At 65.2% G+C, this 21906-nt stretch carries 15 protein-coding genes; 12 read left to right on the top strand and 3 right to left on the bottom strand.

Going from position 1 to position 21906, the window contains the following annotated elements:
- Nucleotides 1–102 precede the first annotated feature (102 nt).
- Entirely contained in the window at nucleotides 103–1956 is a 1854-nt protein-coding gene (locus tag ACIQYU_RS17340; protein WP_207830444.1) for an ABC transporter ATP-binding protein, read from the bottom strand.
- A gap of 347 nt (nucleotides 1957–2303) precedes the next feature.
- Between ACIQYU_RS17340 and ACIQYU_RS17335 the strand changes: the two genes are divergently transcribed.
- From ACIQYU_RS17335 to dapA, 10 genes are all read left to right on the top strand, one after another.
- Nucleotides 2304–3794, top strand: a complete 1491-nt coding sequence (locus ACIQYU_RS17335; RefSeq protein ID WP_207830443.1) for a BcsE family c-di-GMP-binding protein — start codon at nucleotides 2304–2306, stop codon at nucleotides 3792–3794.
- Nucleotides 3791–3976 (top strand): cellulose biosynthesis protein BcsF, encoded by a 186-nt coding sequence (gene bcsF / locus ACIQYU_RS17330; protein WP_207830441.1) that lies wholly within the window; start codon nucleotides 3791–3793, stop codon nucleotides 3974–3976. The genes ACIQYU_RS17335 and bcsF overlap by 4 nt, the downstream gene beginning before the upstream one ends.
- Nucleotides 3969–5588, top strand: a complete 1620-nt coding sequence (gene bcsG, locus ACIQYU_RS17325) for a cellulose biosynthesis protein BcsG (protein ID WP_233688253.1) — start codon at nucleotides 3969–3971, stop codon at nucleotides 5586–5588. Before bcsF ends, bcsG begins: the two co-directional genes overlap by 8 nt.
- Nucleotides 5585–5803, top strand: coding sequence for a cellulose biosynthesis protein BcsR (gene bcsR / locus ACIQYU_RS17320; protein ID WP_207830437.1), 219 nt, complete (start codon nucleotides 5585–5587; stop codon nucleotides 5801–5803). The genes bcsG and bcsR overlap by 4 nt, the downstream gene beginning before the upstream one ends.
- On the top strand, nucleotides 5800–6507 hold the full coding sequence (gene bcsQ / locus ACIQYU_RS17315) for a cellulose biosynthesis protein BcsQ (RefSeq protein ID WP_402801024.1): 708 nt from the start codon (nucleotides 5800–5802) through the stop codon (nucleotides 6505–6507). The genes bcsR and bcsQ overlap by 4 nt, the downstream gene beginning before the upstream one ends.
- Complete coding sequence (bcsA, locus tag ACIQYU_RS17310) at nucleotides 6504–9101, top strand: UDP-forming cellulose synthase catalytic subunit (protein ID WP_402801021.1); 2598 nt, start codon at nucleotides 6504–6506, stop codon at nucleotides 9099–9101. Before bcsQ ends, bcsA begins: the two co-directional genes overlap by 4 nt.
- A complete protein-coding gene (gene bcsB, locus ACIQYU_RS17305; protein WP_402801018.1) occupies nucleotides 9101–11380 on the top strand; it encodes a cellulose biosynthesis cyclic di-GMP-binding regulatory protein BcsB in 2280 nt (759 codons plus the stop codon). The genes bcsA and bcsB overlap by 1 nt, the downstream gene beginning before the upstream one ends.
- On the top strand, nucleotides 11380–12495 hold the full coding sequence (bcsZ, locus tag ACIQYU_RS17300) for a cellulose synthase complex periplasmic endoglucanase BcsZ (RefSeq protein ID WP_207830429.1): 1116 nt from the start codon (nucleotides 11380–11382) through the stop codon (nucleotides 12493–12495). Before bcsB ends, bcsZ begins: the two co-directional genes overlap by 1 nt.
- Complete coding sequence (gene bcsC / locus ACIQYU_RS17295; protein ID WP_233694901.1) at nucleotides 12483–16001, top strand: cellulose synthase complex outer membrane protein BcsC; 3519 nt, start codon at nucleotides 12483–12485, stop codon at nucleotides 15999–16001. Before bcsZ ends, bcsC begins: the two co-directional genes overlap by 13 nt.
- Nucleotides 16002–16417: 416 nt before the next feature.
- Nucleotides 16418–17284, top strand: a complete 867-nt coding sequence (gene dapA, locus ACIQYU_RS17290; RefSeq protein WP_402801012.1) for a 4-hydroxy-tetrahydrodipicolinate synthase — start codon at nucleotides 16418–16420, stop codon at nucleotides 17282–17284.
- Here dapA and ACIQYU_RS17285 read toward each other — a convergent pair.
- Nucleotides 17270–17746, bottom strand: coding sequence for a GNAT family N-acetyltransferase (locus tag ACIQYU_RS17285; protein ID WP_207830422.1), 477 nt, complete (start codon nucleotides 17744–17746; stop codon nucleotides 17270–17272). The genes dapA and ACIQYU_RS17285 overlap by 15 nt on opposite strands.
- A gap of 11 nt (nucleotides 17747–17757) precedes the next feature.
- Here ACIQYU_RS17285 and ACIQYU_RS17280 point away from each other — a divergent pair, with 11 nt between their 5' ends.
- Nucleotides 17758–18426, top strand: coding sequence for an alpha/beta fold hydrolase (locus ACIQYU_RS17280; protein ID WP_402801008.1), 669 nt, complete (start codon nucleotides 17758–17760; stop codon nucleotides 18424–18426).
- Between the two features lie 8 nt (nucleotides 18427–18434).
- Here ACIQYU_RS17280 and ACIQYU_RS17275 read toward each other — a convergent pair whose 3' ends face one another.
- The gene (locus tag ACIQYU_RS17275) at nucleotides 18435–20123 is read right to left on the bottom strand and encodes an NAD(P)H dependent flavin oxidoreductase family protein (RefSeq protein ID WP_233694903.1); all 1689 of its coding nucleotides are present in this window, start codon (nucleotides 20121–20123) and stop codon (nucleotides 18435–18437) included.
- A gap of 78 nt (nucleotides 20124–20201) precedes the next feature.
- Here ACIQYU_RS17275 and ACIQYU_RS17270 point away from each other — a divergent pair, with 78 nt between their 5' ends.
- Entirely contained in the window at nucleotides 20202–21701 is a 1500-nt protein-coding gene (locus tag ACIQYU_RS17270; RefSeq protein ID WP_402801005.1) for a PLP-dependent aminotransferase family protein, read from the top strand.
- The last annotated feature ends 205 nt before the right edge of the window (nucleotides 21702–21906 follow it).

Genomic DNA, 21906 nt, shown 5'->3' with positions numbered 1-21906 from the left:
GTGCCGGTACGGAGCAGGCCTGGGCCGGATGCTGTCCCTGTGGGAGCGGGTTCACCCGCGAAGCAGGCAACGCGGTGCCTGGCACCGGCTTCGCATACCTGCCTACTCCGTCGCCTCGGCCACGCCCTGGTCTTCACCCAGGAACCCGCCGCTCTGGTGCTGCCACAACCGCGCATAAGTGCCATTCTTCGCCAGCAGTTGCGCATGGGTGCCTTGCTCGATGATGCGCCCTTCATCCATCACGATCAGCCGGTCCATGGCAGCAATCGTCGACAACCGGTGGGCGATGGCGATGACGGTCTTGCCTTGCATCATTTCATCCAGGCTCTCCTGGATGGCCACTTCCACTTCCGAGTCCAGCGCACTGGTGGCTTCGTCCAGCAGCAGGATCGGCGCGTTCTTCAGCATCACCCGGGCAATCGCGATGCGCTGGCGCTGACCACCAGACAACTTGATGCCGCGCTCACCCACCAGGGTGTCGTAACCGATGTTGCCCTGGCGGTCGCTGAGCTGGCTGATGAAGCCATCGGCCTGGGCGTTGGCCGCAGCGGCGCGGATCTGCGCCTCGGTCGCATCGGGGCGGCCATAGGCGATGTTGTCGCGAATCGAACGGTGCAGCAGCGAGGTGTCCTGGGTGACCATGCCGATGGCGCCGCGCAGACTGTCCTGAGTGACCTTGGCCACGTTCTGCCCGTCGATGCGGATTTCACCACGGTCCACGTCGTAGAAGCGCAGTAGCAGGTTGATCAAGGTGGACTTGCCGGCGCCGGAGCGGCCGACCAGGCCGACTTTTTCGCCCGGGCGGATGTGCAGGCTCAGGTCGTTGAGCACCTGACGCTCGCCGTTGTAGTTGAAGCTGACCTTGTCAAAACTCACCGCGCCCCCCGTGGTTACCAGCTCCACAGCATCCGGCGCATCCTTTACCTTGGGGCCGCGGGTGAGGGTGGCCATGCCGTCCTGCACGGTGCCGATGTTTTCGAACAGCGAGGTGATCTCCCACATGATCCAGTGCGACATGCCGTTGATACGCAAGGCCATGGCGGTGATCGCCGCCACCGCCCCGGTGCCGACCTGGCCTTGGTGCCACAACCACAACGCATAGCCGCCAGCCGCAATGATCAAGCCCACCACCAGCGCCTGGTTGACGATTTCGAACTGGCTGACCAGACGCATCTGGCGAAAACCGGTCTGCTTGAAGTCCTCCATGGCGGCGCGCGCGAAGTGCGCTTCGCGATTGGCGTGCGAGAACAATTTCACCGTGGTGATATTGGTGTAGGCGTCAGAAACCCGCCCGGTCATCGACGATCGGGCATTGGCCTGCTCCTGGCCGACCTTGCCCAGGCGTGGTACGAAATACAGCATGGCCAGGCCGAACAGCACGACCCAGGCAATGAATGGCAGCATCAGCTTCAGGGCAAAGCCACCGGCCAGGGCAATGATCGCGATGAAGTACACGCCGATCCCGGGCAGGATTTCGATGAGGGTGAACAACACATCGCGTACTGCCAGTGCCGTCTGCATCACCTTGGTGGTGACCCGGCCGGAAAACTCGTCAGAGAAGAACGACAAGCTCTGGCGCAGCATCAGCCGGTGAAAGTCCCAGCGCAGTCGCAGCGGCAAGTTGATCGCCAGTACCTGATGTTGAACCATGGTACGCAGCGCCACCAGTCCGATGCTGACCAGCAGGACGATGCCGATGCCCCACAGCACTCGCTTTTCTTCAGGGCCAACGGCGCCGCCGGCTTGCCATGCCGCGAGCAGGTCGACCACCTGGCCGAGGAAGGCAAACAGCCAGGCTTCGTAGATCGAGACCCCGGCACTGAGCAATGCCAGTGCCAGGATGTAGCCACGGGCGCCGCGGGTACAGGCCCACATGAAGCGCAACAGGCCCATCGGCGGCGGTGGCACCTCGTCGGGTGGGAAGGGGTCGAGCCAGCGCTCAAAGATACGAAGCATGCTTGTCTCCGGAAAATCCGTTTTCGCTTAGCCGGTAACCATAACGCACAGCGAGGCATTCGCCTGTCGACAAGCCGGGCGTGGGCTGCAAAGCAGCCCTGGTCAAACCGGCAAACCTTAACTGACTGACACTGGCCCTACGGCGGTTGTTAACAAAACTTTGCAATTTATTACATTTCTGCTTTATCTCGTTTTTCCTATGTGCTGTAGAATTGACGTTTTAGGCGGTCTCTCATCTATTTGTCGTTTTTTTGACGTATGTCATGATGCCCCAGTTGCAGATGAGCTACCGTTGCCTTCCAAACCGTTCAATCTAATTTTGCAGAGCCAGTGTTTTGACGAATGGAATGCCGTTGTTGGCTATTTCCGGCTTAGGCGCCGAAAGCAGTCAGCTTCATGTACAAGGACTGTATTGGTTGGCCTGTGACAGCACAGAAGACGCCACCTTGCTATGCCGCCAGGTGCTCGGGGGGCTGCTCAAGCCCGTTCGGGCAGCCTTGGTCGCCGATGCGCAAGCCATGGGTGACGTGCTGGGTGCGCTCGATGCCGCGCAGGGCCCTGCCGAACTGGCGCTGTACGAAGCCGACCCGCAAGCCGTCCAGCACCTGGTCGATGACCTGCCGCGTATCGACGCTGCCGGGCGTGTGCTGGTGCTGCTGGCGTCCGCCGACGCCTGGGGTACCGGCAACGTTGAACGCTGGTGCAATACGCTGCGCCCGGTGTTGTTGGCCGAGGCCGCGCTATTGCTGGTCATCAGTAGCGGCCAGAGCGCCGGGTTGGTAGAGCGCCTGCGCGTGTTCAACCAGAGTGTCGATGGGCTGGCCCAGGTGTACCGCGGCAAAGGCGGGGTACGCTACCTGCAGCATTTCTGGAGCAACCCGCTCGGCAAAACCGGTACGCGTGATGTGGAACTTACGCGGCTTGACGCGGGCTTTGCCGCTGCCGGGGCGCCGCAGGCACCCAGCGACACCGGTGGCGACGAGCTGTTGTGCCTGGCCCAGCGCCCGGTGCTGGAAGGTGCGCCAGCCTTCTCCGAGCACTGGCAGGTCTGCGAGAGCCTTGAGGAACTGGGCGCCAAAGCCAGCCGGGCGGTTTCCGCCACGGTCATCTTTGCCATGGATGGCGGGCAGCGGCTGGATAGCCTGGCGCGCCAGCTGCACCGCTTGCGCCAGTTGCGTGGCAGTGCTCTGAAGCTGGTGGTGCGCGAGATGGCGCCGACCCTGCGCTACCAGGACGAACAGCTGTTGCTGGCCTGCGGGGCCAGCCAGATCGTGCCGTTCGGTGCCAGCCTGTCTCGCTTCCTGACCATGGTCGAGAGCATCCAGGGGTACCTCTGGCGCCGGCACCTGCCAAGCGATTTCGATGCCTTGCTCGCACGCCTGCGGCCGCTGGCCATTTGCGGGCTGGTGGCGCCGAGCGCGTTCGCCGAAGCCGTGCAGACCATGTGGCACGGGGTGCGCAACGGCGAAATCGTCCACCAGTTGCTGGTATTGCGCCCGGCCCCTGGCCTGACCCCGCTGCAAGCTTGCTCGCGTACGGTGTTTCGCCGCGACGGTGACATCGCCTGCGTGGTGGGCGAAGTGCTGTTCCTGTTCCTGTTCGCCTGCCGCTCCGAAGGCGTCGAACAAGCGCTTGACCACATCTTCCAGTTGTCGTGGAAAGAGCTGTTCATCAGCCAGGAGGTGCTTGCCGGTGTCGATAGCCTGGCCAGCCCTGCCTTCCTCGACGACAGTGTGCCACGGCCACCCCGGCTCGACGCGGCAGCGCACCTGTCTGCCCAGGCACGGCCGGCCCTGGCGCCGCGCCGGGTTGCCTTGGGCAAGCGGGGTACCGCATGAACTTCGTGCAACTGCTGCAAGTGATCGGCATTACGGCGCTGGTCACCTTGGCGCTGGCCCTGCTGCTGTTGCGCCTGCGTGCCACGCTGCGCGACTGGCTGCGCCGCCGCCTTCCACCCCGTTACCTGAAACCGCGGGGTGTACGCCACCGCGCTGCACGCCAGGAACCCCGTAATGACTAATACATCCGCCACGTTCCCGGTACTGGCCCGCTGGCCTGGGCTGGGAGGGTGGAACCTCTATTTCCTGGCCAAGTTCCTGCTGGTCGCCCTTGGCATGCTCGACTTCCAGGCGCTGCCGAACCTGCTGTTCGCCGCGTTTCTACTGGTGCCGTTGCCGGGCAAGTGGCTGCGTATTGCGCGGCAGCTGGCCGCAGTACCGATTGGCATCGCGTTGTTCTACCAGGACACCTGGCTGCCGCCCTTCAGCCGCCTGCTGGCGCAGCCGGGGGTGTTCGATTTTTCGTGGGACTACCTGCTCGAACTGCTCGGCCGGTTCATCAACTGGAACCTGCTGGGTGCGCTGGCGTTGTTGCTGGTGGGCTACCTGTACCTGCGCCATTGGCTGCGGCTGAGTACCCTGAGCCTGCTGGGTCTGGCGTGGTTGGCCGTTGGCGGCCTGCCATCGCTGGGGTTCAACGCGGGCCAGGCACCTGGCGCCGCGGCTGCCAGCCCCGCCGAGCAGGCGCAGGCCACCGCGGTTGCCGACAACGCCACGCTCGACAGCTGGCTCGAGCGGTTCTTCGCCAGCGAGCGTGAACGTGTGACAGCATTCCCGGCCATGAAGGCCGATGAGCAGCCGTTTGACCTGCTGGTAATCAACATCTGTTCGCTGGCCTGGGATGACCTGTCCGCCGTCGGGCTGCGAGACAACCCGCTGTTCTCGCGCCTGGACGTGATCTTTGACCAGTTCAACTCGGCCACGTCCTACAGCGGGCCGGCTGCCATCCGCGTGCTGCGTGCCAGCTGCGGGCAGTCGTCCCACGCCGGCCTTTACCAGGCCGCCCCGGAGCAATGCCTGTTGTTCCAGAACCTGGCCAGGCTCGGCTTCCAGAGCAACACCTTGCTCAACCACAGCGGCCGCTTCGACAACTTCATCGGCGACATCACCCAGCAGCACATGCCACAACCTGGCCTGCGCAACACCGACTTCCCGCGTGCACTGGTCGGCTTCGACGGCTCGCCGATCGCCAGCGACCTCGAGGTGTTGCGCCGCTGGTGGGGGCAGCGCCAAGGCGCGTCGGCCGAGCATGTGTCGCTGTTCTACAACAGCATCAGCCTGCATGACGGCAACCGTATCGTCACCGCCGACGGCGGTACCCGTGTGGCCGATTACACCACCCGCGCCACCCGCCTGTTCGGCGAGCTGGGCAGCTTCCTCGATGAACTGGAGCGCAGCGGCCGTCGCGTGGTCGTGGCCTTTGTCCCGGAACATGGCGCCGCGCTGCATGGCGACCGCATGCAGCTGTCGGGCATGCGTGAAATCCCCACACCGTCGATTACCCATGTGCCGGTGGGCCTGAAGTTCATCGGCATGGGCCAGCCTGCCCGCAGCGAGCCGCTGCATGTTTCGGCACCCACCAGCTACCTGGCGCTGTCCGAGCTGATCTCGCGCGTGTATGCGGGCCTGGGCGAGCAGCAGGTGCTGGATGTGCCCAGCCTGTTGAGCGACCTGCCGACCACCGAACCGGTCGCGGAAACCGCAGGTGCGCAGGTACTGAACTACCAGGGGCGCGCCTACATGCGCCTGCAAGGCCAGCCCGACTGGCAGCCTATCCCGAAGGAGCGCCCATGATCACTGGCAAGGCAGACCCTGCCGACCGCAGCGACGATATCGCCCAGTTGCGCCAGCACCTGGACATGCCGGACCTGAACTATCAGGACATCTCTTTGCTGGTGGGTGTCCAGCAGGCCCTGCAGCGCTGGCCGCTGCTGGGCGAAAGCTGCCGGGCCAGCGCCCAGGGCACGTTGTACACGACGGTGCCGCGGCGTGAGGTGCTGTCGCCATGACCAGCCTGGCGTTGCACGGGGTGCGCGGTGGCCTGGGGCGCAGTGCCTTGCTGGCCGCGCTGGGCTATGCGTTGCAGGGGGCAGGGGAGCGGGTCCTGCTGGTCGACCTGTGCCCAAGCAATCTGCTTGGGCTGCACTTCAACCTGCCCCTCGACATGCGCGACGGATGGGCGCTTGCCGAGTGGGAAGGGCGGCCGTTCAGCGATGCCCTGTACGAGGTGCTCGATGGCCTGAGCCTGATGCCGTTCGGCAATCTGCCTGCCGGCACGCGGCAGCCGTTGCCCGACGCTGAAGCCTGGCGCGCTCGCCAGGCCGAGTTGGCCGAACACTTCGACTGGTTGCTCTTCGACCTGCCGCAACTGCCGGCTGATGTTGCTGGCCAGAGCATCGAGACCGACGTGCGGGTATTGGTGGCTGAGGCCGAGATGGCCAGCCATCTGCTGCTCGGGCGCCGGCCGGTCGAGCAGTACGACCTGCTGCTCGTCAACCGCTACGACCCGGCCAGCCGCTTGCAGAGCGACCTGCTGATGGTGTGGCGCGACCTGTTCCGTGAGCGTTTGCCAATCCAGGTGGTGCACCGTGACGAGGCCTTTCTCGAGGCCCTGGCGTGCAAGGCACCGCTTGGCCACTACGCGCCGCAGAGCCTGGCTTGCCGGGACGTGCAGAGCCTGGCGGTGCGCTGCCTGACGAGGCGCCGGTCGTGACCCTGAACCCCTTGTCTGCCTATAGCTGGTTCAGCACGCGTGGCGCGCGGCAGCCGGTCGCCTGGCTGTTTACCCTTGGCGTGTGGCTGGCCTTCCTGTTCCTGCGTCTGGAGTCGCCCGCCTGGCAGGCTCTGTTGGCCGAGCGGCAGCGCCTGTACCCGCAACTGGCGGGCAAGCGCCCAAGCCTGGGCGACCCGCTACGCCTGCTGATCCAGAGCCTGTGGCTGCTGGTCCGGCGCCAACCGCTGCCACGCGAACCGGGGGTTGCCCGCCGAGCCTGGGGCGCGGTGCGTACGCAGCTGCGCGGCGTGCTGCAGGTGCTGCGCCACTACCGTAGCCTGCTGATCGCCCGCCTGCAGCAGCTGCCTGCGCGCTACAACGCCAGTGCTTTCAAGCAGGAGGCTTCGGCACGCTTGCGCGGCTTGAGCGTGTTCGCCCGGTGGGCGTTCTACAGCGTACTGACCCTGGGCGCCATCGGCCTGGCCGTGCTGTGCGTGACCGAACCGTTCGGCTACCTGGCGCAGCTGGTGTTCATCTTCCTGCTACTGGGCATCGCCATGCTGGTGCGGCACATTCCGGGCCGCTTCCCGACTCTGATGTTGATCGTGCTATCGACCCTCATCTCCTGCCGCTACCTGTGGTGGCGCTACACCTCGACCCTGAACTGGAACGACACCACCGGCCTGGTGTGCGGGGTGATCCTGCTGGCGGCAGAAACCTATTCATGGTTCGTACTGATCCTGGGCTACATCCAGACCAGCTGGCCGTTGCAGCGCAAGCCGGCGAACCTGCCGGCAAATCCGGCGCACTGGCCGACCGTCGACCTGATGATCCCCACCTACAACGAAGACTTGTCGGTGGTGCGCACCACGGTGCTGGCGGCCCTTGGCCTGGACTGGCCGCGCGAGTGCCTGCGCATCTATATCCTCGACGACGGCCGGCGCGACGCGTTCCGTGCGTTCGCCGACGAAGTGGGGGTGGGCTACATCGTGCGGCCGGACAGCAAGCACGCCAAGGCCGGCAACCTCAACCATGCGCTGGGCGTGACTGACAGCGAGCTGATCGCCATTTTCGACTGCGACCACGTGCCGGTGCGTTCCTTCCTGCAAATGACCGTGGGCTGGTTCCTCAAGGACCCGAAGCTGGCGCTGGTGCAGACGCCGCACCATTTCTTCTCGCCCGACCCGTTCGAGCGCAACCTGGGCTCGTTCCGCCGTCGCCCCAATGAAGGCGAGCTGTTCTACGGCCTGATCCAGGACGGCAACGACATGTGGAACGCGGCGTTCTTCTGCGGCTCGTGTGCCGTGCTGCGACGTACCGCGCTGGAGAGCATCGGCGGCTTTGCCGTCGAAACCGTGACCGAAGATGCCCATACTGCCTTGCGCATGCACCGCCAGGGTTGGTCATCGGCCTATCTGAGCATTCCGCAGGCGGCCGGCCTGGCCACCGAGAGCCTGTCGGCGCACATCGGCCAACGCATTCGCTGGGCCCGTGGCATGGTGCAGATCTTCCGCACCGACAACCCGCTGCTCGGCCGTGGGCTGAGCCTGTTCCAGCGGGTGTGCTATGCCAACGCGATGCTGCACTTCCTGGCCGGCCTGCCAAGGCTGGTGTTCCTGACCGCGCCCCTGGCGTTCCTGTTGCTGCATGCCTACATCATCTATGCACCGGCGTTGATGATCCTGCTGTACGTGCTACCGCACATGATCCACGCCAGCCTGACCAACTCGCGCATGCAGGGCAAGTACCGGCAGACCTTCTGGGGGGAGGTGTACGAGACCGTGCTGGCCTGGTATATCGCCCGCCCGACCACGGTCGCGCTGTTCGCGCCGAAGAAGGGCAAGTTCAACGTCACCGCCAAGGGCGGCCTGATGGAGCAGGAACAGTTCGACTGGCGTATCGCCCAACCCTACCTGTGGCTGGCGGCGCTCAACGTCGCCGGCCTGGGCTTTGCCGTGTGGCGCCTGTTCACCGGCCCGGCGGCGGAAATCGGCACGGTGATCGTCAGCTCGCTGTGGGTGATCTACAACCTGCTGATCATCGGCGCCGCCGTTGCCGTTGCCGCCGAAGTGCGCCAGGTGCGCCGTGCCCACCGGGTGCAGATGCGCTTGCCGGCGGGGCTGGTGCTGGCCAGCGGTCACGCCTACCCCTGCACCCTGGTCGACTACTCCGACGGCGGTGTCGGCCTGCATTTGCACCAGGGCCTTGAGTTGAAAGCGGGGGAGCAGGTGCGCCTGCTGCTCAACCGTGGCCAGCGCGAGTTCGCCTTCCAGGCCTGTGTCACCCGTACTGTCGGGCAACACGTGGGCCTGGTGTTCCAAGACCTCAGCCAGCAACAGCGTATCGACCTGGTCCATTGCACCTTTGCCCGCGCCGATGCCTGGCTTGGCTGGAACGAGCAGCACGAGGTCGATCGCCCGCTGCGCAGCCTGGTCGACGTGCTGAAGCTGGGCGGTGTCGGTTACCTGCGCCTGGTCGAGCACCTGCCGCCATGGCTGCGCCCACTGCGCACGCTGGCGCACTGGCTGGCCAGCTACAGGCCCCGCACACCACGGCCTGTCCTTTCCATGAACCCTGTTGATCGAGACGCATGATGACTGGTTATCCCGCGCGTACCTGGGGCCTGGCGATGGCGCTGCTTGCTGCCTTGTCGCAGAGCGCCGCTGCCGCCTCCGTAGCCCCGCTTGCCGAGCCGGCCGTACCCACGGTACCGAACTGGCCGGTTGCGAAAACCTTCGAGCAGCTCGGGCATGCGTCCGACAGCCTGCTGCTGGGGGTACGCAACAGCGAGCATATCGAATTCGGCCTGCGGCGCGATCGCCTGGCCACCGACGCCAGCCTGCAGCTGGACTACACACCTTCGCCCGCACTGTTGCCGAACCTGTCGCACCTGCGCGTGTATCTCAATGACGAGTTGATGGGTGTGGTGCCAGTGGAGAAAGACCAGCTTGGCCAGCGTGTGCGCCGCCAGCTGCCACTGGACCCTAAGCTGCTCAGCGACTTCAACCGGGTTCGCCTGGAGTTCGTCGGGCATTACACCGACATCTGCGAAGACCCGGCGCACAGCGGCCTGTGGCTAAACCTGAACCGCAAGAGCCAGGTGCAGCTGCACGAACAGGCCCTGGCCCTGGACAACGACCTGGCGTACTTCCCGCTGCCGTTCTTTGACGTGCGCGACACCGGCAAGGTAACGCTGCCGGTGGTGTTCAGCGGCGTGCCGAGCCTGGGTGAGCAGCGTGCGGCGGCGATCCTGGCGTCCTACTTCGGCAGCCAGGCCGGCTGGCGCAAGGCGAGTTTCCCGGTGCTGTACAACAGCCTGCCGGCCCGTGGCGATAAACCCACGCCGAGCATCGTGTTTGCCAGCAACGACCGTCGCCCGGCCTTCCTCGCCGACCTGCAGCAGTTCCCGCCGGTCGACGGCCCGGTACTGCAAATGATCGACCACCCGGACGACCGCTTCAGCAAAGTGCTGCTGGTGCTGGGCCGCAACGACGATGACCTGGTCAAGGCCGCCTCGGCGCTGGCGGTTGGCAACAACCTGTTCCGCGGTGCCCGGGTGAAAGTCGAGCAGATGACGGCACTGCAACCGCGCCAGCCCTACGATGCGCCGAACTGGACACGCACCGATCGCCCGGTACGCTTCGCCGAGCTGCTCGATTACCCCGAGCAGCTGCAGGTCAGCGGCCTGCAACCGCGGCCGGTGACGCTGGAATTGAACCTGCCGCCCGACCTGTTCGTCTGGCGCAACCAGGGCATTCCGCTGCGTACGCTGTACCGCTACACGGCCCCGGCAGTGACCGACGAATCGCGGCTGAGCATCAGCGTCAACGACCAGTACATCACCAGCATGCCGCTGGTGGGTAATGACCGGCGCGGCGGCACACTGGAGGAAATGCGCCTGGCGGTGCTGTCCGGTGACAACACCGCATTGACCGAGAAGTCGCTGGTACCGGCGTTGAAGATCGGCGACCGCAACCGCCTGCGTTTCGATTTCAGCTTTGCCAGCACCCTGGGCAGCGCCCAGCGCGACCGCTGCCAGACCTCGTTGCCGGTGGATGTGCGTGCGGCGATCGACGACAACTCCACGATCGACCTGTCCGGTTACCACCACTACATCGCCATGCCCGACCTGCGCGCATTCGCCCGCAGCGGCTTCCCGTTCAGCCGCATGGCCGACCTTTCCGAAACGCTGGTCATCATGCCGGCCAAGCCCACGACGATGCAGGTGGGTACCTTGCTCGATGCGGTCGGTGGGCTGGCCGGGCAGATCGGCTACCCGTCGCTTGGCCTGCAGCTGGTCGATGACTGGAAGCAGGCTGCAGCGGCCGACGCCGACTTGCTGCTGCTTGGCAGCCTGCCCGAGGCGCTGGGCGATGCGCCCAACCTTGGCCTGCTGCTCAGCGCCCAGCGGGACTGGCTGCTGCAAGGCCGTAGCGCGGGGCTGCCGGGCAGCCAGCGCTTCGATACTGCGCCGGTGGCCGCGAGCAGCCGTGTGGCCGTCAGCGCGCAGGCGCCGATTGCGGCCATTACCGGGCTGAAGTCGCCGTTCCACGAGCAGCGCAGCGTTGTCGCCCTGTTGGCCAACAGCGATAGCGACTATGCGTTGCTGCGCGATGTGCTCGGCGATGTGGGCAAGCTTGATGCAGTGGCCGGTTCGGTGACGCTGGTGCGCAGCAGCGGCGTCACCAGCCAGTTCGTAGGCGAGCACTACTTTGTTGGCGCGCTGCCGTGGTGGCTGCTGCTGTGGTTCCACCTGTCCGAACACCCGGTGCTGCTGGCGGCGATCGCGGCCATTTGCGTGGTGTTGTTCGCCTTCCTGTTGTGGCGGGCACTGCGCTGGGCAGGCAAGCGTCGCCTGGGTGAGGCGGGGTGATGATGCGTCGGTTGCTGGTAGGGCTGGTCACCTTGGGCCTGCCCGTTTTCGTCAACGCCGCGCCGGCCTGTCCATGGCCCGCCTGGGACCGCTTCAAAGCTGAGCTGGTGAGCGTCGACGGTCGGGTCATCGACCCGAGCGATGAGCGCCTGATCACTACCTCGGAAGGGCAGAGCTATGCGCTGTTCTTCGCCTTGGTGGGCAATGACCGGCAAACCTTCGCGCAGGTGTTGCGCTGGACCAGCAACAACCTGGCAGAGGGCGATCTGGCCCGGCATCTGCCCGCCTGGCTGTGGGGCCGTAATGGCCAGCAGCAGTGGCAGGTACTGGATGCCAACAACGCCAGCGATGCCGACCTGTGGATTGCCTACAGCCTGCTGGAAGCCGGGCGGCTGTGGGACGAGCCGGCCTACACGCAGCTGGGCCAGCGTTTGCTGTGGCGTATCGCCGCGCAGACCGTGCGCAAGCTGCCGGGCCTCGGGCTGATGCTGCTGCCGGGGGACTACGGTTTCGAGGACGCCCGCGGCGCCCGCCTGAACCCCAGCTATTTGCCGCTGCAGTTGTTCGATCGCTTCAACCTGGTTGACCCGTTGTGGGGCGAACTGGCGGCCAACACACGGCGTTTGTGGCTGGCTTCGTCACCAAAGGGCTTTGCCCCGGACTGGCTGCTGTGGACGCCAGCCGGTGAATTGGCAGCGGACCCGCAACATGGCAGTGAAGGTGACTACGACGCCATTCGCGTCTACCTGTGGGTGGGCATGCTGGCCAAGGACGCGGCACAGCGTGCCGAGCTGGTGGCCCACTATGCCCCGATGGCGGCATTGACCGCGCGCCAGGGTCTGCCGCCAGAGCATGTGGATGCGCACAGCGGTGTTGCCAGTGGCCATGGCCCGACAGGTTTCTCTGCGGCGTTGCTGCCGTTGCTGGCGGCATCGCCGGAGCACGTCGCAGGCCTGGCGGCCCAGCGTCAGCGCTTGCGCGAGCAGCCAGTCGAAGCCAAGGCCTATTACAGCCAGGTGCTGGCGCTGTTTGGCCAGGGTTGGGACCAAGGCCGTTACCGTTTTGACCCGCACGGCCGCCTGTTGCCGGTCTGGAGCACGCCATGCAGCGAATGATTGGTGTGCTGATGCTAGCAGCGGTGACCTGCCAGGCCACCGCGCAACCCAAAGATGCCGGCGAACAGCGCCAATGGCTGTTGGACCAGGTGCGTCGCGGCGAGGCGCTGCATCGTGACGACCTGGTGCGCGACGCACTGGGGCGGCTGCAATTGCTCGAGCCGCGCAACCCGGACGTGTTGCTGGCAGCCTTGAGCCTGGCATTGCGCGAAAAGAACAGCATCGAGGCCGAGCAGTTGAGTGCCCGGATCAGTGCCATTGCGCCCGGCAGCTTGCAGGCACGCCAGGCCAGGCGTCTGCTTGAGCTGCAGCAACCGGAGCGCGCGCGGCAATTGCAGCAGGCCCGCCTGCTGGCTGTCACCGGGCGCAATGAAGAGGCGCTGGCGGCCTATGAACAGCTGTTCGCTGGCGAGCCACCAAGCCTTGAACTGGCCCTGGACTACTGGCGCGTGCGCGGCAACCTGCCAGGCCAGCGCCCTGAAGCGATCAGCCAGTTGCAGCAACTGGACCGGCAGTACCCGGGCAGTGCCGGGTTGCGCCAGACCCTGGCGGGTTGGCTGTTCGCCGAAAATCGCGACCGCGAAGCCTTGGCCTTGCTCGATCAGCTGGCACGCGACCCTGGCGCACGGGATGCCGCAGCCCAGCGTGAGTTCGACTACCTGTCCGGGCAAGCGGTGAGTGCCGCCAGCGCGGCGGCCTGGCAAGCGTTTCTCCAGCGCTACCCGGCCTCACCCTTGCAGGCGCAAGCCAGCGAGACCCTGCAGCAGCAACGCAAGCTGCTGGCCGACCCATCCTGGCAGGCTGGCCAGCGGGGCATGGCATTGCTCGACAAGGGCCGTAACGCTGAAGCCGAGGCGCAGTTGCGCCGGGCGCTGCGCCAGTACCCGGACGATGCCCGCTTGCACGGCTCCCTGGGGTATGCGCTGATGCGGCAAAGCCGCTATGAGGAGGCCAATGCGGCGTTCCGGGCGGCAAGTGCCAAGGAGCAGGACACCTACTGGATCAGCCAGTGGAAGGACCTGGAGTCGTCCAGCCAGTATTGGGCCCTGCTCAACAAAGGTGAGCGGGCCCTGCAGGCGAAAGACATGCGCGGTGCGCGCGCCTTCTACCAGCAGGCACGACAGCAGCGCCCGAAAGAGGAGTATGCCTTGCTGGGCCTGGCGGATGTCTCGCTGGCCGAGGGCGATACAGCGGCCGCCGAGCGGCAATTCCTGCAGGTTCGGCGCATGGCACCGGATAACGAAAGTGCCGTGCGCGGCCTGGTGCGCGTGTATCAGGCGCAATCGCCCGACAAGGCGCGGGCGTACCTGGAGAGCCTGCCGCCTCGGCAGCAAGCGCAGTTCGCCAGCCTGCGCCGCAGCCTGGAACTCGCCCGCCTGCGCCAGCAAGGTGACCAAGCTTTGCAGCGCCAAGACTGGGCGGCGGCCAGCCAGGCGCTGGGCCAGGCCACGGCCTTGGCGCCCGACGAGCCATGGCTGGTCTACCAGTTGGCCAACAGCCTGCGCCATCTGGGGCGTACCGCCGAGGCCGACGCGGCATTCGCCAGGATCGTGCAGCGCCAGCCGGGCGATGCCTCTACCCGCTATGCCCACGGCCTGTTCCTGGAGTCCAGCGACCGCGATGCGCTGGCCCTGGACAGCCTGGGCGCCGTACCGCAGACGGCCTGGAGTGCTGACATGCATGCACTGGAGCAGCGTATACGCCGTCGCATGACCCTGGCCTCGGCGCAGCAACTGCAAGCGCAAGGCCGCACGGCTGAAGCGACCAGCCTGCTCGAGGCCAGCCTGGCGCGTGGTGAAGGCAGCACCGACGACCTGATGCTGTTGGCTGACTGGGCGGCGGCGAACGGTGAGCCTGGTAAAGCGCGCGGCTATTACCAGCGCGTGCTTGCTGCGCAGCCTGGGCAACCGCAAGCGCGCCTTGGCCTGATCGAAAGCGCGGTGGCCGAAGGCAACCTGGCACAGGCCCGGCACATGCTGGCTGTGCAGGTGCCACAACTGGCTGCTGATGACAGCAACGCCCAGCGGCGCCTGGCAGCTGTCTGGGTCGCCCTGGGCGAACACGACCAGGCGGCCAGAATGCTCGACCAGATCGCAGCGCAGCAGCCTCGCCCCGACCCCTTGTTGCGGCGTGACGCTGCCCGCCTGGTGGCGCAGGATGACCCGCAACGGGCGCTGGACCTTTACGCCGCAGCAATGGCAGATGCGCAGTTGCTCGAGCGTGCCGCCGTGTCGCCACGGGATGACCGTGCACTGACGCTGGCCAGCCGTGAGCAGGATGACGACGACTGGCTGGCACGCAGCCTGCGCAGCGACGTCGATGCACTGTATCGCCAGCGCAATACCCATGTGACGTTGATGCACGACTACGGTTGGCGCGAGGACGATGGTACGCCGGGCACATCTGAACTGAGTACCCAGTCGACCTTGCTGCATGTCGATACCCCTTGGCAGGACGGCACTGCCTTTGCGCGGGTGGAGCGCATCGGCATGGATGCGGGCTCATTCGAGCAGAACGACCAAAGGCGCTATACCCCGGACTTCGGTAGCTGCCAGTTTGTGGGCCGCACCGCTGACGGGAAGTCGCTCCCTGCGTGCGAGGGTGGTTCGCAAACGGCGGACGGTAGCGTGCTGGCGCTGGGTTGGCAGGGCAAGCGCTGGGCCTTCGACCTGGGGACCACCCAGGGCTACGCGATCAACAACTGGTTGGGGGGCGCCACGGTCAACGGTGACCTTGGCCAGGTCGGCTGGTCGCTGACCGCTTCGCGACGGCCGATGAGCAACTCGCTGTTATCCTTTGCGGGAGCACGTGACCGCCCGACGGGCGTGCGCTGGGGTGGGGTCACGGCCAATGGCGCCACGCTCGGCCTGAGCTGGGACCAGGGCGGTGATAACGGGGTCTGGGCCAGCCTGGGGCACCACTGGCTGTATGGCGAGAACGTCGCCGACAACCAGCGCACCCGGGCCATGGCCGGCTATTACCACCGCGTGGTGGAAAAAGCCGACGAGCGTGTGCGCGTGGGCCTGACGCTGATGCACTGGCGTCACGACAAGGACCTGGGTGGCTACAGCCTGGGGCAGGGCGGCTACTACAGCCCGGAGCGCTACACATCGATTGGCGTGCCGGTCAGTTATGCCTGGCGCAACTACGACTGGTCGGTGCTGCTGGAAGGCTCCGTCAGCTGGTCCCAGGCCCACAGCGGCCGCAGCCGCCTGTACCCGGACGCGCACGTCAACCGCAAGGTACTGGCGCAGTATGACGTTGACTCCAACCTCGACGCCATGAACGACGCCAGCGACAGCAGCGGGCTGGGCTACCGCCTGCGTGGGCTGTTCGAGCGGCGCCTGAGCGACCATTGGGTGTTGGGCGCCGGCTTCGACTGGCAGCACAGTGATGACTATGCGCCTAGCCATGGCATGCTCTACCTGCGCTACCTGTTCGAGCCGTGGCGGGGCAACCTGGCGCTGCCGGTGACACCGCTGGAACCCTACAGCGAGTGGCGTTGACGAAGATGTGTCACCTGTAGGAGCGGGGGCCCTGTGGGAGCGGTTAAAGCCGCTCCCGCAGGGTACGCGTATCGCTTGCGAATTCAGTTCTCTACGCGACAGCGCAGCCCCAACGGGTTTGCTATCCCGGTGTTGACACCGGGTACGCCGCCGCCCCATTATCCAGCCATATCCACGCAACGGGCTTCCCTGCATGTCCATCTCCAACCACGCCATTTCCGCTTCGGGCTTCATCGCCCAGGCAGGCGCGTGCGTTGCCGTTGCCAAGAAATCCAAGAAACAGCCGCTCATCTGACCGAGGCGCGCTGTCTCGTCAGGTGGGCTGACGAGACAGAAGGCGCCAGGTATCCCTGCCAGACCACTTCCACTCTTCGCCCTGCTGACGCTGACTTTCGGTCAACATCAGGAGTTTTTGCATGTCGAATTTCCGTGGTATCTGGGTCGCCCTCGTCACGCCATTGCGCGCCAATGAAATCGACTTTACTGGCCTGGAAAAACTGGTGAAGAAGCTGCTCGAAGAGGGTGTCGCCGGTTTTGTGGTATGTGGCACCACGGGCGAAGCGGCGGCGCTGTCCAAGGCCGAGCAACTGGCCGTGCTGGACGCTGTGCTGGCCTGGGTGGAACCGGGCAGGGTGGTGATGGGCCTGTCGGGTTACAACCTGCGCGAACTGTTGGCCTTCCAGGCTGAAATCCAGCAGCGTGACATTGGCGGGCTTCTGGTCCCTGCACCGTGCTACATCCGGCCTTCGCAGGCCGGCATCGAGGCGTTCTTCAGCACCGTGGCGGATGCCGCCAGCGTGCCGGTGATCGTCTACGACATTCCCTACCGTACCGGGGTACGCATCGAGCGTGCAACCCTGCGCCGAATCGTGCGCCACCCGCGCATTGCAGCGGTGAAGGACTGCAGCGGTGATAGCGAGACCACCATGGCCCTGATCCAGGACGGCCACGCCCAGGTGCTGGCCGGTGAGGACGTTCAGATCTTCAACAACCTGTGCCTGGGCGGTGCGGGGGCCATTTCGGCTTCGGCGCATGTGCGGGCTGACCTGTACGTGCGCATGTTGCAGCAGGTCGACCATGGCGACTGGCTAGCCGCGCGAGGGACGTTCTACCAGTTGCTGCCGTGGATGAAAATGGCCTTTGCCGAGCCTAACCCGGCCGTGATCAAGGCAGCATTGCAGATGCAAGACCTGATTGCTGACGAGCTGCGCGAGCCCATGCAGGCCTGCACGGAAACCACCCGGGGCAAGCTGCAAAGCGTGCTGGACTCACTCGGCGCCTGAGGCGGCTGCAGCACGTGGCCGCAAGGGCATTTCCATCGGCTGGTAGGTCAGTCCGGCGAACTCGCCCACTTCACCTGCCAGGTTGAAACCGTAGCGCTGGTAGGCCGGCACCGAAGACAACGATGCCCTGACGGTGACGATTTCAGCCCTGGCATGCTCAAGCGCGGCGCTCATGAGGCGCGCGCCGATGCCTTGACGTTGGCACCTTGGTGCAATGAACAGCATCGCCACGTGGCGGCCTTCCTTGAGTTCGATCAACCCCGTGATGACACCGTCCACGATGCACACCAGTATCAGGTTGTCGCCCTGCATGCGCTCGGCAAACGCCAGGGGCGCGGCCACCCTGGTGAAGGTTTCGATGCCTTGTGCCGACAGCGAGGGCGCGACCGCCTGCATGAAGGCATCCAGGCACACGGCGCTGGCATGGGTGAGGTCGTCAGGGGTGAGTTTGCGTATGTGCATGGCAGTCGTCCGTGTCTGGTATTGTCCTGTTGCCAACTTTAGCCTGTTACTGGATCAAGGAGAGAGCCATGACGACTTCACCGGAAAAGATCCTTTTCCTGCCCGGCGCCTCTGGCAACGTTGCCTTCTGGCACCCGGCCGCCGCGGCGATGAGTACGCCAGCAATCGTCCGGCACCTGGGCTGGCCCGGTTTCGGCAACGTACCAGCCAACCCGAATGTTTCCTGCCTGCAGCACCTCGCAGCCCTTGCCCTTGGCGAAGTCGACAGGCCCACGGCCTTGGTGGCGCAGTCCATGGGTGGGGTGGTTGCGGTGCTCCTTGCGCTGGAGCGCCCAGCGTTGATTACGCACCTGGTCCTGAGCGTGACTTCAGGCGGCATGGACCTTTCTGACTTTGGTGCTGCTGACTGGCGTGCAGAATTCGAAGCGGAGAACCCCAAGCTGCCGCGCTGGTTTCTCGATGACCGCACTGATCTGACGGCGCGCCTCTGCGAGCTGCGCATGCCTGTACTGCTGTTATGGGGAGGTTCAGACCCGATCAGCCCTGTCGCTGTTGGCGAGTGCTTGATGCAGTTGATACCAAACGCCAGCCTGCAGGTGTTTGCCGATGCCGGCCATGACCTTGGCCATAGCCATGCCGAAGCGGTCGCGCGCCTGATTGACGCGCACCTTGCTTCCTGACGATCGTTTCAAGCTGCCGTAGCCACGACCGGCCTGGCCTCGCCGATCAGGATATCCTCGAAAAACGCTCCGACCGGCTCGGTAGGGTGGCACAACTGAATCTCCAGCACCCACACCACCTCGCTCGGGACGATTTCCACCTCGGCCAGTTTGTCCTGCCCATACAGCACATGCGGGAAGTCGGCGATGCGATGCCCAGCCAGGTTGCGTTCCAGCTGCCAGCCTTTCGCCTGGGCACTGCGCTCGGCGAAGTCATACAGCTCGCGCCCGGTCAGGCCACGCCCCCAGGCCTGGCGGGTTTCGTCGAACACTTCATGCAGTGCCTTGACGCAGGCGTGGTGCAGGTCGTGCTGGCCAAACACGAAGGTGTCGCCATAGTCGCCTTCATAGCCATCCCATACCGGGCCGACATCGACCACGACGATATCCGTGGTACGTAATACGCGTTGCAGATCAATACCTTGGCGCGGCGTGCGCACGGTGTCGTCGCCAAAACGGATGTAGGTCGGGTGCCAGGTGTGCGATGCGCCCATCGCCTGCAAGGTCTGCGCGGCCATCTCCAGCGCCTGGGCAGTGGTCATCCCGACTTGTAGCTGGCTGGCGATCGCCGCCACGGCCCGTACCGACTGCTCGCGGGCCGCGAGCATGCCGTCCAGCGAGTAGCGCGGGCCGACTTTTTCCAGCACCGGGTGCAATGGGTTGGTCGTTGAAGCCTCGGGCACCAGTGCGCCGCTGGCAACGAAAGCCTCGGCGACAAAGCGATGGGGCTGCAGGCCTGCCGCGAGGCACTGCTCGCGAGCCTGGCTGATCATCGCGGCATTACCGCAGGCATAGACCTGGGTGTCGGCCCAGCGATGGGCCTGGGCCAGCGCCACCTGCTGCACCCGCGCCTGGTCCGACAGCACCGGGTGCCAGTGAAAGTGAGCGTGTGCACGGCAGGCCTGGTCGAGAAATTCACGGTCATAGAAGTCTGCGTTCGATCTGCCGCCCCAGTACAACGTGACCTCGGCATCACCTGCCAGGGCGGTCAGCAGCAATGGCTTGATGCCGGCGTAACCTGTGCCGGTGGCGAACAGCACCAGGGGGCGTTGGTCCTCATGCTGCCAGGTGCAGGCACCCACCGGCCCTTCAAGCTTCAAGGTGTCACCTGCTTGCAGGGTTGGCAGCAGGTGTTCGGTAAACAGGCCGCCCCTGACCTTGCGGATGTGAAACACCAGTTGCCCCTGGTCCTGGGCGGGCAGGTTGGCGATGGAAAAACAGCGGCTGTCGCCGTTGTCGAGCCGAAAGCGTACGTACTGGCCAGCCCGTACCACCAATGGCTGTGCAGGCTGCAGCACCAGTTCGACGATATCGGCGCTCAGTTCGCGTTTGCCGCGGACCTGTGCCTGGAGTTCCAGTGCCGGGGTTTCCAGGGACCAGCCGGGAATTTCCAGGCACATATCACTGCAGGCGTGGCTCTGGCACAGCAACATTTCGTCGGCTGCCAAGGGGTAGCAGGGCGCGGGCGTGTCTGCTGCCCGCTGCTTGTCCCGATACTGCCCCGACACCACCTTGACCTTGCACGATCCACAGGCGCCGCGGCGGCAGGAGAAGGGTACCGGCAGGCCGCTGGCGAGCATGGCATCGAGCAGCAACTCCTGGCTGGCGTCGAAGGTTTTGCCCGAGGGCGACAATTCAATGACATGGCGGTTTTGCATGAGCACCTCGGGGCAAATGGAGGTTCGATTGTTGCTATAGTCCAGGACCAGTAGAACCTCCAGTTTTGGTTAATTCACATGGTCCAGCTTCGCAAATGGCAGCCGCTGCTCAAGCTCGACGGGGCGCAGCCGCAGGCTTCGTACAGGCAGATTGTCGAGGGCCTGGTTGCCGCGATCACCGAGGGCCGCCTGCGCCCCGGCACGCCGTTACCCGGCACGCGGGAAATGGCGCAACTGCTGAACGTCAATCGCAAGACGGTGATCCTCGCCTACGAGGAAGCCGAGACCAAAGGCTGGCTGGAAAGCGTGCAACGCCGCGGCACCTTCGTCAGTCGGCAACTGGCAGTTGGCACCCTGCCCGAGCCCGATGCAGCGCGGCCCTTTGCCCTGGTGCTGCCAGAGGAGCCTGCCGTTGCCTACTTCACGGCCAACGAACAGGCTGCCGCGCAGCAGCATCGGCCGGGTGCGCTGTTTTTCGACAACGGCGCCTGTGACCACCGCCTGCTGCCGCAGACCGTTCTGCACCGCTATTACCGTAATGCCTTGCGCAACAGCTTCACTGCCAACACCGTGCGCCATGGCAGCGCGTGCAGCAGCCATTACCTGCGCAGCGCCTTGGCCGACATGCTGCGGCACAATCGCAGCCTGAACGTTGGCGCCGAGCATATCTGCCTGACCCAGGGCGTGCAGATGTCGCTGTACCTGGTGGCCAGCGTGCTGCTCAAGCCCGGTGACGTTGTGCTGGTCGAGCGCTTGAGCTATCCGCCCGCGTGGGAGATCTTCCGCCAGCTGGGTGCCCGGCTGGTCACCGTGGAGCTAGATGACGAGGGCTGCCGGGTCGACCAGATCGATGCACTGTGCCGGCTGCACAAGGTGCGCATGCTGTACATCACACCCCATCACCAGTTCCCGACCACGGTCAGCCTGCCTGCCGGGCGCCGGCAGCAGTTGCTGGAGCTGGCGCGGCAGCACGACTTTTGCGTGGTCGAGGAAGACTACGACCATGAGTACCACTTTGCCGGGCGGCCTTACCTGCCGCTGGCCAGCGACCGTCAGCAGCGGCATGTGATCTACATTGGTTCATTGTCCAAGTCCTTGGGCAGTACCTTCCGTTGCAGTTTCATCGTGGCGCCGGCGGAGGTGGCCGTGGTGCTCGAGCGCAGGGCGACGCTGACCCTGGGGCAGGGCGATGCGGTGATGCAGCAGATGCTGGCGGACCTGATCAATGATGGCGAGCTGAAGAAGCACTTGCGTCGGGTTGCGCGGGAGTATCGCCAGCGTCGGGAGACCCTGTTGGCTTGCTTGCGCGAGGCCTTTGGCGAGCAGGTAGCTGTAAAGGCACCGGAAGGCGGGCTGGCGCTGTGGGTGAGGTTTGCCGACTCGATCGATGTGGACCAACTGGTTGGCAAGGCGTTGGAGTTGGACCTGGTGGTACGCAGTGGCCGGCAGTTTTCGCCGTTCGGTCATGCGGAAAATGCCTTGCGCCTGGGGTTCGCCTCGCTGGACATGGATGAAATCCGGCTGGCTACACAACGTTTGGCGCAAGCGGCGAAGGCGATTGCAACATCGGCCCTGTAGGCGCAACGGTCTTGCTCAAGCTCTAAAAGCTAGCGCAGTCCCTGTGGGAACCGGCCCAGCCCTTTGGGCTGCGCTGTCGCGTAGATAACTGAAATCGCAAGCAGTCCGCGTACCCTGTGGGAGCAACTGTCTTGCTCAATTTCTAAAAGCTGGCGCGCCCCCTGTGGGAGCGGGCTTGCCCGCGAACACGGGCGAAGCCCGTGCC

The sequence above is a fragment of the Pseudomonas sp. NPDC096925 genome (genome assembly GCF_044762545.1).
Lineage (GTDB): Bacteria > Pseudomonadota > Gammaproteobacteria > Pseudomonadales > Pseudomonadaceae > Aquipseudomonas.
Note: the sequence above shows the minus strand (reverse complement) of the source record. Positions and strands in the feature narration are given on the sequence as shown.

Bases quoted from the DNA above. Each gene is read 5' to 3' on its own strand.
- bcsF (WP_207830441.1), top strand. From the start codon at position 3,791: ATGAACTTCGTGCAACTGCTGCAAGTGATCGGCATTACGGCGCTGGTC.
- bcsR (WP_207830437.1), top strand. From the start codon at position 5,585: ATGATCACTGGCAAGGCAGACCCTGCCGACCGCAGCGACGATATCGCC.
- ACIQYU_RS17275 (WP_233694903.1), bottom strand. From the start codon at position 20,123: ATGCAAAACCGCCATGTCATTGAATTGTCGCCCTCGGGCAAAACCTTC.
- bcsQ (WP_402801024.1), top strand. From the start codon at position 5,800: ATGACCAGCCTGGCGTTGCACGGGGTGCGCGGTGGCCTGGGGCGCAGT.
- bcsC (WP_233694901.1), top strand. From the start codon at position 12,483: ATGCAGCGAATGATTGGTGTGCTGATGCTAGCAGCGGTGACCTGCCAG.
- bcsG (WP_233688253.1), top strand. From the start codon at position 3,969: ATGACTAATACATCCGCCACGTTCCCGGTACTGGCCCGCTGGCCTGGG.
- ACIQYU_RS17285 (WP_207830422.1), bottom strand. From the start codon at position 17,746: ATGCACATACGCAAACTCACCCCTGACGACCTCACCCATGCCAGCGCC.
- ACIQYU_RS17335 (WP_207830443.1), top strand. From the start codon at position 2,304: ATGCCGTTGTTGGCTATTTCCGGCTTAGGCGCCGAAAGCAGTCAGCTT.
- bcsB (WP_402801018.1), top strand. From the start codon at position 9,101: ATGACTGGTTATCCCGCGCGTACCTGGGGCCTGGCGATGGCGCTGCTT.
- ACIQYU_RS17270 (WP_402801005.1), top strand. From the start codon at position 20,202: ATGGTCCAGCTTCGCAAATGGCAGCCGCTGCTCAAGCTCGACGGGGCG.
- dapA (WP_402801012.1), top strand. From the start codon at position 16,418: ATGTCGAATTTCCGTGGTATCTGGGTCGCCCTCGTCACGCCATTGCGC.
- bcsZ (WP_207830429.1), top strand. From the start codon at position 11,380: ATGATGCGTCGGTTGCTGGTAGGGCTGGTCACCTTGGGCCTGCCCGTT.
- ACIQYU_RS17340 (WP_207830444.1), bottom strand. From the start codon at position 1,956: ATGCTTCGTATCTTTGAGCGCTGGCTCGACCCCTTCCCACCCGACGAG.